Source organism: Micromonospora sp. CA-111912, from assembly GCF_050948415.1.
Lineage (GTDB): Bacteria > Actinomycetota > Actinomycetes > Mycobacteriales > Micromonosporaceae > Micromonospora.
The window spans coordinates 4149364-4163097 of the sequence record NZ_CP192007.1; the positions used below are offsets into that span (position 1 = coordinate 4149364).

General features: G+C 72.8%; 10 protein-coding genes and 1 pseudogene. 3 read left to right on the forward strand and 8 right to left on the reverse strand.

Annotation, left to right across the window (positions count from 1 at the left end):
• Positions 1 to 45: 45 nt before the first annotated feature.
• A pseudogene (locus tag ACQPZO_RS17210) lies at positions 46 to 1229 on the reverse strand (Cmx/CmrA family chloramphenicol efflux MFS transporter); the annotation flags it as partial.
• 470 nt (positions 1230 to 1699) lie between these two features.
• On the opposite strand from ACQPZO_RS17210, the gene ACQPZO_RS17215 reads away from it, so the two are divergent.
• Both ACQPZO_RS17215 and ACQPZO_RS17220 read left to right on the forward strand, forming a co-directional pair.
• Positions 1700 to 2713 carry a LacI family DNA-binding transcriptional regulator gene (locus tag ACQPZO_RS17215; RefSeq protein ID WP_433342185.1) on the forward strand — a complete coding sequence of 338 codons (1014 nt, stop codon included), beginning with the start codon at positions 1700 to 1702 and terminating at the stop codon, positions 2711 to 2713.
• Positions 2714 to 2948: 235 nt separating this feature from the next.
• On the forward strand, positions 2949 to 4406 hold the full coding sequence (locus tag ACQPZO_RS17220; RefSeq protein WP_433342187.1) for a cellulase family glycosylhydrolase: 1458 nt from the start codon (positions 2949 to 2951) through the stop codon (positions 4404 to 4406).
• Positions 4407 to 4467: 61 nt separating this feature from the next.
• Here ACQPZO_RS17220 and ACQPZO_RS17225 read toward each other — a convergent pair whose 3' ends face one another.
• The 6 genes from ACQPZO_RS17225 to ACQPZO_RS17250 form a co-directional block, all read right to left on the reverse strand.
• On the reverse strand, positions 4468 to 5607 hold the full coding sequence (locus tag ACQPZO_RS17225; RefSeq protein ID WP_433342189.1) for a DUF3103 family protein: 1140 nt from the start codon (positions 5605 to 5607) through the stop codon (positions 4468 to 4470).
• Between the two features lie 84 nt (positions 5608 to 5691).
• Positions 5692 to 6726 (reverse strand): ABC transporter ATP-binding protein, encoded by a 1035-nt coding sequence (locus ACQPZO_RS17230; protein ID WP_433342190.1) that lies wholly within the window; start codon positions 6724 to 6726, stop codon positions 5692 to 5694.
• Entirely contained in the window at positions 6723 to 7805 is a 1083-nt protein-coding gene (locus ACQPZO_RS17235) for an ABC transporter ATP-binding protein (protein WP_433342191.1), read from the reverse strand. The genes ACQPZO_RS17230 and ACQPZO_RS17235 overlap by 4 nt, the downstream gene beginning before the upstream one ends.
• Complete coding sequence (locus ACQPZO_RS17240; protein WP_433342193.1) at positions 7802 to 8695, reverse strand: ABC transporter permease; 894 nt, start codon at positions 8693 to 8695, stop codon at positions 7802 to 7804. The genes ACQPZO_RS17235 and ACQPZO_RS17240 overlap by 4 nt, the downstream gene beginning before the upstream one ends.
• Positions 8692 to 9636, reverse strand: coding sequence for an ABC transporter permease (locus ACQPZO_RS17245; protein WP_433342195.1), 945 nt, complete (start codon positions 9634 to 9636; stop codon positions 8692 to 8694). Before ACQPZO_RS17245 ends, ACQPZO_RS17240 begins: the two co-directional genes overlap by 4 nt.
• A 17-nt stretch (positions 9637 to 9653) precedes the next feature.
• Positions 9654 to 11195 carry an ABC transporter substrate-binding protein gene (locus tag ACQPZO_RS17250; protein WP_433342197.1) on the reverse strand — a complete coding sequence of 514 codons (1542 nt, stop codon included), beginning with the start codon at positions 11193 to 11195 and terminating at the stop codon, positions 9654 to 9656.
• Positions 11196 to 11579: 384 nt separating this feature from the next.
• Between ACQPZO_RS17250 and ACQPZO_RS17255 the strand changes: the two genes are divergently transcribed.
• The gene (locus tag ACQPZO_RS17255) at positions 11580 to 12131 is read left to right on the forward strand and encodes an STAS domain-containing protein (RefSeq protein WP_433342199.1); all 552 of its coding nucleotides are present in this window, start codon (positions 11580 to 11582) and stop codon (positions 12129 to 12131) included.
• Positions 12132 to 12255: 124 nt separating this feature from the next.
• On the opposite strand, the gene nhaA is transcribed toward ACQPZO_RS17255, so the two are convergent.
• Complete coding sequence (gene nhaA / locus ACQPZO_RS17260; RefSeq protein WP_433342202.1) at positions 12256 to 13575, reverse strand: Na+/H+ antiporter NhaA; 1320 nt, start codon at positions 13573 to 13575, stop codon at positions 12256 to 12258.
• Positions 13576 to 13734 lie beyond the last annotated feature (159 nt).

Sequence of the window (13734 nt, forward strand, 5' to 3'; positions counted from 1 at the left end):
GACCCTCGACCTGCGTCCCTCGGCCCGCGACGGAGCGTTCGCGTGGGTCATCGCATCGGCTGGCCGACGCGGGGTGCGATGGATCGCCGTAGCGGCAGGCCGATGAGCAGTGCGACCGCCACCAGGAGACCGCTGACCCACACCGGGCCGAGGTCGCCAGCATCGGCCCCGAGGGTCGCTGCCGCAACGACGGGGCCGCCAGCGGCACCGATGTTGAGCGCCGCGGTCGCATAGGACCCTCCCATGGTGGGGGCGCCCGCCGCCTCATAGAGCACCCTGGCGATCAGGGTGCTGCCCAACGCGAAGGAGAGCGTGCCCTGCACGAACACGAGGAGCAGAAGCGCCACCGGCTGGGCAGCAAGGGTCGCCAACGCGACCCAGCCGAGCAACAGCACCGGGCCGCCGACAGCGATCACGGTGCCGGGACGCTGATCGGAGAGCCGTCCCGCAAGGGTGACGCCGACGAAGGACCCCACACCAAAGAGCACCAGCACGACCGGGACCCACAGCTCGCCCAGGCCGGCGGTGTCAGTCACGATCGGTGTCAGGAAGGTGAACGTGGCGAAGGTGGCAGCGTTGACCAGGGCGCCGAGCAGCATGACCAGGACCAGCCTGGGCATCGCGAGTTGGGCGATCTCGTGCCGAAGGGACGAGCCGGCCCGAGTGTCCCGAGGGGTCCTTCCGACCCGGGCCGGGATGCCCTTCACGACGCCGAAGGCAGCGGGAAGGCAGAGCAGTGCGATCGCCCAGAAGGTCGCCTGCCAGCTGAGCACCGTGCCGAGCACCGCACCGCCGGGAACCCCAGCGATGGTGGCCACCGTCGTACCCGAGAGCAGCACCGCCAGCGCGCGCCCTTTCTGATCAGGTGCGACGAGCGTGGCCGCCGTGCTCAGTGCCACAGCCAGGAAGCCCGCGTTGGCCAGGGCGGCGATCACCCGGGTGACGAACAGAACCGCGAAGCTCGTGGTGAGGGCGCCCGCGACGTGGGCCACGGCGAAAACCAGCACGAAGGCCAGCAGGCTGGCCCGGGCGGGCCACCAGCGCGCAAGCGCCGCCATCAGCGGCGCACCGACGATCATCCCGACGGCGAACGCCGAGGTCAGGAGCCCGGCGGCCCCGACCGACACGTCGAGGCTTGTGGCGATGTCCGGCACCAAGCCGGCGAGCATGAACTCCGAGGTGCCCATGGCGAAGACCGCCACGGCAAGCAGGTAGAGCGGCAGAGGCATCAAGAGCTCCGAGGTGAGAGGAAACGAGGAGACGTCTCGTCACCGCGGCCAGCGCCCCAGGGGCGCGCGCGAATGTCCCATGCAGCGAGACTGCTGGGAAGCGGGCGATGAACTCAGTGGTTCAGGGGGCTGACGGCGTGACCGAAAGCCCCCACCTTGGATGCCTCAGGGCTCGACATGGCGCGAACACTACCCAGAACCACCGGTCATCACGCAACCGGGTTTTGCCCCGGGCCGCGTGTCGTCCACCTCGCGCCCCACGACAGCGCTCGCATACATCGTCGTCGAGATGCTGGCCATCGAGGTCTGCGGCCGACCCCGGGCGACCGGAGGTTTCGGAGATGTTTCGGCTGCCGAGCGGTGGCGGAGGAGACGGCCGCGACGACTGGAGCGGCACCGGTTCCGGGAGGGCCGACCGCCGAAAGTTTCGGGATATGCTGCGGCCGGGCCGATCTCGTGAGGGAGATGTCATGGAGCAGCGGCGGGCGACACTGGCGGAGATCGCGCACGCCGCCGGCGTGTCGGTCCCCACCGTCTCGAAGGTGCTCAACGGCCGACCCGACGTCGCGCCGGGCACCCGCCAGCGAGTGCAGACGCTGCTCGACGAGCGTGGCTACACCGCGCGCGGGTCCAGCCGGCCGGCTGCCCGGGCCGGGCTGATCGACCTGGTGCTGCGGGACCTGGGCAGCCCGTGGGCGATGCAGATCATCGACGGGGTGGAGGAGTTCGCCTACCGCGCCGGGTTCGGCGTGGTCGTCTCCGCGGTGCACGGCCGGCACCGCAACCGCCCCGACCGCCGGTGGACCGAACAGCTCGCCGCCCGGCGCTGCGACGGCGTGCTCCTCGTGCTGTCCGACATCTCGACCGGCCAGCGCGGGCAGCTCGACGAGCTGGGCATCCCGGTGGTGATCATCGACCCGGCCGGGCAACCCGAGGCGAACATTCCCTCCGTCGGCGCCACGAACTGGGCGGGCGGGCGCGCCGCCACCGAGCACCTGCTCGGCCTCGGGCACCAGCGGATCGCCGTGATCGGCGGGCCGGCCGCCGTGCCGTGCAGCCGGGCCCGGGTCGACGGGTACCGCGCCGCCATGGACGCCGCCGGGCGGCGGATCCCCGCCGGCTACGTCCGCGCCGGGGACTTCACCTCACCGTCGGGCTACCGGGAGACGAACGCCCTGCTCGACCTGACCCGGCCGCCCACCGCGATCTTCGCGTGCTCCGACGAGATGGCCTGGGGTGCGCACGAGGCCCTCTACGAGCGCGGGCTGCGGGTGCCCGACGACCTGAGCGTCGTCGGCTTCGACGACCTGGACGCCGCGCGGTGGGTGGTGCCGCCGCTGACCACCGTCCGCCAGCCGCTGACCGAGATGGCGGGGATGGCCGCCCGGATGCTGCTCAACCTGATGGACGGCGAGGAGTTGGGCAGTCACCGCATCGAGCTCGCCACCCCGCTGATCCTCCGGCACAGCACACGCGCCCGCTGACCGCACGACGCCGCACGCACCACACGGGACCGGGCAGCGGGCTTCCCGGACTTCGATGTATCGACATGTTGCATGAAGGTTACGGACGCCTCTAAGCTGCCGTGGGAGCGCTCCCGAGGATTTCGCCGATCTGCCGGCGGATGCGCGCGTAGGCACGTCCCGCACCACACCCCCACCGCCGGGGCGACCCCCGTCCCGGGCCCCGCCCCACCACCCCGACGGAAGAGACGGTCCGATGAAGAGAGTCCCCCGCCCGTCCCGACGACACCTGGCCGTGGCAGCCGCCGTCGGCGCGCTGACCCTGGGCGCGACGGCGGTCCTGCCGGCCACCAACGCCATCGCGGCCACCGGCTGCGCCGTCACCTACACGACCAACAGCTGGGCCGGCGGGTTCACCGCCTCGGTCACCATCAAGAACCTCGGGGCCGCGGTCAACGGCTGGACCCTCGGCTTCAGCTTCCCCCACTCCGGGCAGCGGGTGGTGCAGGGCTGGTCGGCCACCTTCAACCAGACCGGCAGCGCCGTCACCGCGCAGAGCCTGAGCTACAACGGCTCGCTGGCCACCGGAGCGAGCACCAACATCGGCTTCAACGGCTCCTGGACGAGCAGCAACCCGGCGCCGACGTCGTTCACGCTCAACGGCACGGTGTGCACGGGCGGGACGACGCCCACCACCGCGCCGCCGACCACGCCGCCACCGACCAGCACTCCCCCGCCGACGACGCCCCCGCCCACCACGCCGCCGCCGGGGGGCACGACGCCCGTGGCGATCAACGGCCAGCTCCGGGTGTGCGGGGTCAACCTGTGCAACCAGTACGGCAAGCCGATCCAGTTGCGGGGCATGAGCACCCACGGCCTCCAGTGGTTCTCCCAGTGCTACAACGACGCGTCCCTCGACGCGCTGTCCAAGGACTGGCTGGCCGACCTGCTGCGCGTCTCGATGTACGTGCAGGAGGACGGCTACGAGACCGACCCCGCCGGCTTCACCAACCGGGTCAACACGCTGGTCGACGAGGCCACCGAGCGTGGCATGTACGCGCTGGTCGACTTCCACACGCTGACCCCCGGTGATCCGATGTTCAACCTGGAGCGGGCCAAGACGTTCTTCGCCGCCGTGTCGGCCCGGCACGCCAACAAGAACAACGTCATCTACGAGATCACCAACGAGCCCAACGGCGTGAGCTGGTCGACCATCAAGAACTACGCCGAGCAGGTCATCCCGGTCATCCGCGCCAACGACCCGGACGCGGTCGTCGTCGTCGGCACCCGCGCCTGGTCCTCGCTCGGGGTCTCCGAGGGCGGCAACTCCACCGAGGTCGTCAACAACCCGGTGAACGCCGGCAACATCATGTACGCGTTCCACTTCTACGCCGCCTCGCACAGGGACAGCTACCGCGCCGAACTGGAGCGCGCCGCCGCCCGGCTGCCCATGTTCGTCACCGAGTTCGGCACCGTCACGTACACCGGTGGCGGCGCCGTGGACGCGGCCAGCAGCACCGCCTGGCTGGACCTGCTGGACCGGCTGAAGATCAGCTACGCCAACTGGACGTTCTCGGACGCCGACGAGGGCAGCGCCGCGTTCCGCCCGGGCACCTGCTACGGCGGGACGTACACCGGCCCCTCCGTGCTGACCGACTCCGGCACCTTCATGCGCAACCGGATCCGCACCCCGGACAACTTCCCCACCAGCTGAGCCCGCCACCCGTACCCGGTGGGACCGCACGTGCTCGGCGGCCCCACCGGGTGCGTCGTGGTCAGAGCGGCTGCACGAAGTACGGGGAGACGTCGAACCAGCCGTTGCCGGCCGCGCCGCCCAGCCGGCCGCTGCTGGCAGTGGACAGGGTGTACCAGGAGTCCACATAGTCCGGGTCGTCGGTGTACCAGGAGGTCGGGATGGCGTCGAGGATCGCGCTCACCAGCGGCTGGTACACCCCGCCGTCCACGATCACCAGCAGCGCGCCGACGATCGCCTGGACCAGGGCCTTGTAGTTGGTGTCGCCGTCGTCCTCCATCATCACCACGTCGGCCAGGTTGTACTTGTAGGCCGAGAAGTGCACCAGGAGCTGGTTCGGGCGGTAGGTCGTGCCGTCGTGGTCGAGGTAGGGCATCTGGACCAGGTCGACCGTGGGCTTGCCGTCGAGCCCGAACCCGGCCACGAGGCTGTAGATCTCGGCGTCGCCCTTGAGCCAGGGCTCGTGGTCGTCGTTGAGCCGTACCGCGTCGACTTTGGTGGCCCAGTAGCCGGACGCCGCCGAGGTCCGCGCGGTGGTCGCCGCCCGTGCGGCGGCGGTGTCGGTGACGCCCCGGCGGGCCAGTTCCCCGCGCATCAACTTCAGGCCGGCGGACAGCGCCCGGCCGGTGTCGACCTCCACCAGCAGCACCGGGCGGTCGGGAACCCGGGCGACGTCCAGCCGCACCGGCCGGGCACCCCGGTCGTAGGCGGTGACGTTGGTCAGTTCGTCGTCGGTGGGGGTCGCCGCCACCAGCGGAACCGCGCCCCGGGTCGCCGCGGCGCGCATGTCCGGGGTGGCCCAGCGCAGCCGCAGCAGCGATCCGGCCGTCGCAGGCAGGCCCTTGGCCGCGAGCACCCGCCGGTTCGCGGCCCGCGCCTCGCCGGACAGGCCCGACGCCCCGAGCGGGACGGCGAGCAGGTCGGCCGGGCCGTCGGCGGTGGCCGCGAGGACCGCCCGGGTCGCCGCCGGGTCGGCGAGGGCCCCGGCGAGCCGGCGGGCCAGCCCGTCGGTGACCGAGAGGACGGCGCCGGCCGGGACGGCGGCGGGCGCGGGGCCCCGGTGCTCGGGGAAGGCGTACGCGGGGGTGGCAACCGGGGCGGCCAGGACGGCCGCCGCGAGGCCGGCCGCAAGCGCGGCGCGGCGGAGGGTGGGAGTGTGCACGCGGGCTCCTCTGCATGGTCCGACCGCCGGCTCGTGGCGACGGTGCAGAGAAGATATACATCCAGACTGTTGCACTTATCAATGTTATGGGTCGGCCCGCATCGCGCGGACGGCCTCCCCCGCGTACAGGCAGGCGGCCTCGTGCCCGGCGGCGACCTCGACCAACGCCGGGTCGGTCTCGGCGCAGTCGGGGCGGGCCTGCGGGCACCGGGTGCGGAACCGGCAGCCGCTCGGCGGGTCGACCGGGCTCGGGACGTCGCCGCTGAGGATGATCCGCCGACGGTGCCGCTCCACCTTCGGGTCGGCCACGGGGATGGCCGACAGCAGCGCGGCGGTGTACGGGTGGGCGGGCGCCCCGTACAGCTGCGCCGGCGTGCCGGTCTCCACGATCCGGCCCAGATACATCACGGCGACCCGGTCGCTCATGTGCTCGACGGCGGCCAGGTCGTGCGCGATGAACAGGTAGGTCAGCCCGAGATCGCGCTGGAGCCCGCGCAACAGGTTCATGATCTGCGCCTGCACGCTCAGGTCGAGCGAGGCGATCGGCTCGTCGAGGACGATCAGGTCGGGTTCCCCGGCCAGCGCCCGGGCGATGCCGACCCGCTGGCGCTGGCCGCCGGAGAGCTCGTGGGGATGCCGGCCGGCGAGGTCGGCGCGCAGGCCGACCATCTCCAGCAGCTCCGCGACCCGCCGGTGGCGGGCGTCCGCGGAGTCGACGAGCCGGTGCACCACCAAGGGCTCGGCGATGCTCGCGCCGATCGTGAGCCGGGGGTCCAGCGACGCCTGCGGGTCCTGGAACACCATGGCCACCTGGCGGCGCAGGCCACGCAACTGGCGGCGGGACCACCACGTCACGTCCCGGCCACCGACGCGGACCGACCCGCAGGTCGCGTCGACCAGGCGCAGCAGTGCCAGGCCGGCGGTCGACTTGCCGCTGCCCGACTCGCCGACCAGCCCGAGCGTCTCGCCCCGCCGGATGTGCAGCGACACCCCGTCGACGGCGCGGACGGCGGTGCCACCGGGCGCGGGGAACCACACCCTGAGCTGGTCGAGCTCGGCGACGGGCTCGCCCGGACCGGCGGCGGGAAGGGGTACGCCCCGGGCGGTGTCGGCGGTCATGCGTCCTCCGAGAGCGGGTAGAAGGTGCGCACCTGGTGACCGGGGGCGACCGGGACCAGGGGCGGCAGCTCGTGCTCGCAGCGGGCGTCGCCGCGGACCGGGCAGCGGGGCCAGAAGGCGCAGCCGGCGGGCAGTTCGAGAGGGCTCGGCGGCGACCCCTCGATCGCCGGCAGGTCCCCGTCCCGGAGGCCAGGGCCGGGCCGAGCCGCCAGCAGCGCCCGGGTGTACGGGTGCGACGGCGCGTCGAACACGGCGTCGACCGGCCCCTGCTCGACGATCCGCCCCCCGTACATCACGGCGACGGTGTCGGCGACCCCGGCGACCACGCCGAGGTCGTGGGTGATCCAGACGACGGCGGTGCCGAGCCGGCGGCGCAGGTCGGCGACCAACTCGACGATCTGCGCCTGGGTGGTGACGTCCAGCGCGGTGGTCGGCTCGTCGGCGATCAGCAGGGCCGGCTCGCAGGACAGGGCCATCGCGATGACGACCCGTTGCCGCATCCCGCCGGAGAACTGGTGCGGGTACGCGTCCACCCGCTGCCGCGGCGACGGGATGCCGACCAGGTCGAGCAGTTCCACGGCCCGCTCCCGGGCCTGGCGGCGGGTCATGCCCAGGTGCTCCTCGCACGCCTCGGAGACCTGCCGGCCCACGGTCAGCACCGGGTTGAGCGAGGTCATCGGGTCCTGGAAGACGAAGCCGACGTGCCGGCCGCGCAGCCGGCGGCGGCGCGGCTCGGGCAGCGCGGTCAACTCCTCGCCGAGCAGCCGGACCCGGCCGGCGACCCGGGCCGTTCGGGGGGCCAACCCGGTGGCGGCCAGCACGGTCATGCTCTTGCCGCTGCCGGACTCGCCGACCAGGGCGAGGGTCTGCCCGGCCCGCACCGACCAGCTCACGCCGGCGACCGCCCGCGCCGGGCCCCGGCGGGTGCCGAGCGTCACCGTCAGGTCCTCGATGGCCAGCACCGGCTCGGCGTCGGGGTCGCGGTGGGCCGTCCCGTGGTCGGTCACGGTGCCGGGGTCGCGGTGGGCCGCCCCGGCGTCGCGGCCGGACTGTGCCGGGGTTCCCGTCCGCTCGTTCATGCCCCGCTCCTCCTCGCCTCGTTGACGGTGAGCTGACGCGGGTCCAACACGTCCCGCAGCGCGTCGCCGACCAGGTTGAAGGCGAGCACGGTGAGGAAGATGGCGGCGCCGGGGAAGACGCCGAGCCACCACGCCTCGGTGACGAACCCGCGCCCGTCGTAGAGCATCCGGCCCCACGCCGGGTCGGGCGGCTGAATGCCGAGGCCGAGGAAGGACAGCGCCGCCTCGGACAGGATGGCGAAGGCCAGGGACAGCGACGTCTGCACGATCAGCGGGGCCGCGATGTTGGGCAGTACGTGGCGGCGGATGATCCGCGCGTCCGACGCCCCGATCGACACGGCCGCCCGGACGAAGACCTGCTCCCGCACCGAGAGCACCCCCGCGCGGGTGACCCGGGCGAAGATCGGGGTGTAGACCACCCCGATGGCGACCATCGCGGTGAGCAGGCCCGGCCCCAGCACGGCGACGATCGCGACGGCGAGCAGCAGCACCGGGAACGCGAAGAGCACGTCCATGCCGCGCATCAGGACGTTGTCCACCCAACCCCGGTACCAGCCGGCGAGCAGCCCGACGGTGACCCCGACCAGCAGCGCGATGCCGACGCTGACCAGGCCCACCTGCAACGACACGCGGGCGGCCACGAGCACCCGGCTGAGCACGTCCCGGCCCAGCTCGTCGGTGCCGAACGGGTGGTCGACGCTGGGCGGGCGCAGCATCCCGTCGACGTCGACGTCGTTGACCCCGTCCGGCGCCAGCCACCGGCCGGCCACCCCGACCACGAGCAGCAGGAGCAGGACGACGGTGCCGACGACGGCCGGCGGGTCGTGCCGCAGCGCGGACAGCGCCCGGCGCAGCGTGCCGTCCCCCGGGCCGTTCTCCCGGCCGCTCACCGGACGCCGATCCGCGGGTCGAGGCGGGCGTAGAGAATGTCCACCAGCAGGTTCATCAGCAGGAACAGGGCGGCAACGAACAGCACCGCGCCTTGGAGCACCGGGTAGTCGCGGGCCTGGACAGCGTCGTAGGTGAGCCGCCCGACGCCCGGCCAGGCGAACAGCACCTCGATCACGATCACCCCACCGATCAGGCTGGCGAACTGCACCGCCACCACGGTGACCACGGGGATCAGCGCGTTGCGCAGCACGTGCCGGACGACCACGACCCGGGAACGCAGCCCCTTGGCCTCGGCGGTGCGCACGTAGTCCTCGGAGAGCACCTCTAGCACCGAGGAGCGGATGAACCGGGTGAGGATCGAGGCGGTGACCAGCCCGACCGCCGCAGCCGGGAGGAACACGTGGGACGCCCACCCCGCCGGGTCCTCGGTCAGCGCCACGTACCCCGACGGCGGCAGCCAGCCGAGCACTCCGGCGAAGAGCAGGATGCCCATGATGCCCATCCAGAAGTCGGGCACCGACACCCCGAACTGGCTGAACACCCGGGCGGCGTGGTCGAGGGCCGAGCCGCTGCGCACGGCGGAAAGCACCCCCAGCGGGAAGGCGACCAGCAGGGCGAGCAGCACGGCGGTCACCGCCAGGGACAGCGTGGCCGGCAGCCGCTCCAGCACGATGGTGGTGACGGGCTGGCCGCTGCGGAAGCTGACCCCGAGGTCGCCGGTCAGCGCGTGGCCGACGTAGCTGACGTACTGCGCGACGAGCGACCGGTCGAGGCCCGACCGCTCCCGCAGCGCGTCGTAGGTCTGCTGGTCGAAGCGGGTGCCGAGGGCGACCCGGACCGGGTCGCCCGGCACCAGTTGGAGCAGGAGGAAGACGACGAGCGTCACCCCCAGCAGGACGACGACCGACTGGAGCAGCCGGCGGAGGACGAAGCGTGCCACGCGAGGCTCCCGTCAGCTCACCGGTCGAGGCCGACGTCGCGGAACCGGACGGCCCGGTCGGAGCGGACCTGGTACCCGGTCACCTGCTTCGACCAGCCCTGCACCACCTCGGGGTTGTACAGGTAGAGATAGCTGGCGTCGTCGACGATCTGCTTCGCGGCCTGGTCGTACGTCTGCTTGCGGGCCGCCGGGTCGGTCTGGGTCCGGCCGGCGTCGAGGAGCTTGTCGACGGCCGGGTTGCTGTACTTGTGGAAGTTGAACGTCGCGCCGGTGCGGTGCTGGGCGTAGTAGAACTCGTCCGGGTCGATGTTGCCGAGCCAGCCCAGCATGAACGCGTCGAAGTTGCTCTTGCCCTGCTCGTCGAGCCACTGGGCGAAGTCGAGGGTGCGGATCTTGACGGTGATCCCGACGTCCTTGAGCTGGGCGGCGATCACCTGGGCGGCGGCAACCGTCTCCGGGTACTCGTTGGTCACCATCAGGTCCATGGTCAGCCCGCGCACGCCGGCCTGCCCGAGCAGCTGCCGGGCCTGGGCCGGGTCGTGCCGGTACGGCGCGTACTCGTGGTACCAGGAGCTGCCCTCGGGGATGGCGGTCTGGTTCGGCTTCGCCAGACCGAACTTGGCCGCCTTGGTGATCGCCTCGCGGTCCAGGGCGAAGGCGATCGCCCGGCGCACGTTCGCGTCGTCGTACGGCTTGCGGCCCTGGTTGAGCGCCAGGTACCAGTAGTCGGTGGAGGGCCTCGACTCGACGGTGACGCCGCCGCCTTTCTCCTTCAGCGCCGCGACCTGCTGGGGCGGGAGGTTGTCGGTCCACTGGACCTCGCCGCCGCGCAGGTTCTGCAGCGCCACGGTGGGGTCCTTGACGAAGGTGAAGGTGACCCCGTCGAGCTTGGGCCGGCCGCCCCAGTAGGCGTCGTTGCGGACCAGCTTGACGCTGTCGCCGGAGGTGTAACCGGCCACCGCGAACGGCCCGCTGCCGACCGGTTTGGTCTTGACCGCCCCGGACTCCACGTTGGACTTTTCGACGATCGCGACGCCCTTGAAGCCGCCGAGGTTGGCCAGCAGGTTCGGGGTGGGCTTGGTGAGCGTGACGACCACGGTGGTCGGGGCCGGCGCGGCCACCGACTTCACGGTCTCGAACTTGTACGCCTGGTTCAGCTTCTCGGAGATGATCCGGTTGTACGAGTAGGCGACGTCCTCCGAGGTCAGCGGCGATCCGTCGGAGAACCTGACCCCCTCGCGGAGGGTGAAGGTCCAGGTGAGCTGGTCGTCGCTGGTGGTCCACCTCGTCGCCAGCGACGGGCCCATGCGCAGATCCGCGCCCGGCTCGACCAGGGTGTCGTAGACGTTCTCCAGCACCTGGAAGCTGTAGTAGGCCGAGGTCCGGTGCGGGTCGAGCTGGTCCGGTTCCCCGCCGATGGCCGCCGCGAGCGTCCCCCCGGCACTCCCGCCGCCCGGGTCACCGGCGCCGCCGACGTCGACGCTCTCGCCGGAGCTGCACCCGGCTGTCGCAGTGAGCGCGAGCGCGAGCGCCGCGCCGGCCAGCCTGGATCTGGTCATGGACCGGTCCCCTCCCCTGGTGAGCGGGGCGGGCCCCGCGGCCGTCGAGCGCCGCGATCCGTCCCGTCCACTTTCGACGGCTTCCCACCACCATGCCCGCCCCGGCCCGAATGCGAAACCTGAGGCGACGAAACCAGGGGGCGTCACCGCCGCGACCCCGCCGATCCCGGCGGCCTTCGGTTTTGTCACACAACTGTCATACGACTGGGAGATCCCCTCCAAAACCACGTAGCAGGGTTGCGGTTGCCCAGCCGCCGCGGCGGCCCCGTGCCGCCGCCAGGCGGTGACCGACGGGTCCGGGCCGGGTCGGTCTGCGTCACCCCGATGCCCGGCCGACGTCCTCCGGGGCCCGACCGCGGCAGCGGACAACGAGAGGAATCCGGGATGACCGTCGTACCGGACGATCGCCTGATGACGCTGATCTGCGACGACTGCGGCGACACCACCACCGGTCACGCCTGCGTGCTGCCCGACGCCGAGGTCGTCTGGACGCTGGTGTCCGAGCACGGCTGGAGCGGCTCACCCTTCGCGGTCGGCCCGCACCGCTGCCCGCCGTGCAGCATCGCCGGCCCGGAGGGCGGCCCCCGCTGGGCCGGGCCGGCCCTCGGTCTGGACCACGTCGACGACTGCGACGAGGTCGCGGGCCGGGACGAGGGGGCCCTGCGCGCCGCGCTCGACGACACGGTCGAGTTCGACGGGCGGGCCGTCGTGGACCTGCACGGCGTGGCGCAGATCGACCCGGCCGGGCTGGGCCTGCTGGTGCGCGCGCACCAGCAGGCCAGGAACCGGGGCGTCGTGCTGTGCCTCGCCGCCCCGTCCCGGTTCGTCCGCACCGTGCTGCACACGATGCGACTGGACGGCGTCTTCCCGGTCTTCGACACCCAGCGCGAGGCCCTGCTGGACCGCCCCCGGCCCGTTCGTACCCCCGGGCGGTGAACCCCAGCCCGCCGCCCGGGCGCTGCGGGTCACCCGACCGGGCGCCGTCGTGCTCGGTGCGGTGAACCCCGGCCCGCCCCGGCCGGGGTGACCACCGGACCGGGCGGGTGTGGATCCGGCCGGTTCAGCGGCCGTCGGGCCGCCCGGGCTCCGGCTGGTAGACGTCGGGCACCCCGTCGCGGTCGAGGTCGACGTTCTCGGCCTCGTGCACCTGCCGGTACAGCCGGCTGCGCCCGCGCAGGATCACCGTGGCCAGGACTGCGGAGACCAGGGAGCCGGTGAGCACCGCCACCTTGACGTGGCCGTCGCGCTCGCTGCCGAGCCCGAAGGCCAACTCCCCGATCAGCAGCGAGACGGTGAACCCGATCCCGCCCAGCAGCGCCAGGCCGAGGACATCGAGCCAGTTCAGCCCTTCGTCGAGGTCGGCCCGGGTGAACCGGGACACCAGCCAGGTGGCCAGCATGATGCCGATCGGCTTGCCGAGCACCAGGCCGACCACGACGCCGACCGCCGCCCGGTCGGTCAGGGCGGTGGCCAGCCCGGCGAGGCCGCCGATGGTGACACCGGCGGACAGGAACGCGAAGACCGGCACCGCGACGCCGGCGGAGAGCGGACGGAACCGGTGCTCGAAGTGCTCGGCCAGGCCCGGACCGGCGTCCGGGCCGCCGGCGGCCCGGCTGCGGAGCACCGGCACGGTGAAGGCCAGCAGCACACCGGCGACGGTGGCGTGCACCCCGGAGGCGTGCATCAGGGCCCAGGTCGCCGCCGCCAACGGCAGCAGCAGCCACCAGGAGCGCACCCGGCGCCGCACCAGCAGGGCGAAGACCGCCAGCGGGACCAGCGCGCCCAGCAGTGGCCCGACGGCCAGGTCGGAGGTGTAGAACACGGCGATGATGACGATGGCCAGCAGGTCGTCGACCACGGCGAGGGTGAGCAGGAACGTGCGCAACGCCGCAGGCAGGAACCGCCCGACCACGGCGAGCACGGCCAGCGCGAAGGCGATGTCGGTCGCGGTCGGGATCGCCCAGCCCTGCGCCGCGTCGGCGTCGGCGATCAGGGAGTAGAGGACCGCCGGCACGAGCACCCCGCCTGCGGCGGCGGCCACCGGCACCGCGGCCCGGCGCGGGTCGCGCAGGTCACCGGCGACGAACTCGCGCTTGAGCTCCAGCCCCGCGACGAAGAAGAAGATCGCCAGCAGGCCGTCGGCGGCCCAAGTGGCGAGGCTGAGGTCCAGGTGCAGCGCCGCCGGGCCGAACCGGAGGTCCCGCAGCGCCTGGTATCCGTCGGACCAGGGCGAATTCGACCAGATCAGGGCCAGCAGGGCCCCGGCGAGCAGGAGCGCCCCCCCGACGGTCTCCTTGCGCAGGATGGCCGAGATGCGACTGGTCTCACCCCACGAGCGTCGGGCGAACAGGCTGGTACGGCGCCGGGGGGCGTCGGTCACGGGGTCTCCTCGTCGGCAGGGGTCGCGTCATCCATCGCCGACCAGACTTCCCGGCACACCAGGACACCAACTTTAGCCTGCACTCGGGCCGGACCGCAGCGGGGGAAGGATCACCCGCCGGCGCCGGCCGCCCCGCCCACCCCCGCCGCGGCAGGGGCG

What these genes read in the sequence shown, in the direction of transcription:
- ACQPZO_RS17215 (WP_433342185.1), top strand. Translation starts at nt 1,700, where the DNA reads ATGGAGCAGCGGCGGGCGACACTGGCGGAGATCGCGCACGCCGCCGGC.
- ACQPZO_RS17220 (WP_433342187.1), top strand. Translation starts at nt 2,949, where the DNA reads ATGAAGAGAGTCCCCCGCCCGTCCCGACGACACCTGGCCGTGGCAGCC.
- ACQPZO_RS17230 (WP_433342190.1), bottom strand. Translation starts at nt 6,726, where the DNA reads ATGACCGCCGACACCGCCCGGGGCGTACCCCTTCCCGCCGCCGGTCCG.
- ACQPZO_RS17235 (WP_433342191.1), bottom strand. Translation starts at nt 7,805, where the DNA reads ATGAACGAGCGGACGGGAACCCCGGCACAGTCCGGCCGCGACGCCGGG.
- ACQPZO_RS17250 (WP_433342197.1), bottom strand. Translation starts at nt 11,195, where the DNA reads ATGACCAGATCCAGGCTGGCCGGCGCGGCGCTCGCGCTCGCGCTCACT.
- ACQPZO_RS17255 (WP_433342199.1), top strand. Translation starts at nt 11,580, where the DNA reads ATGACCGTCGTACCGGACGATCGCCTGATGACGCTGATCTGCGACGAC.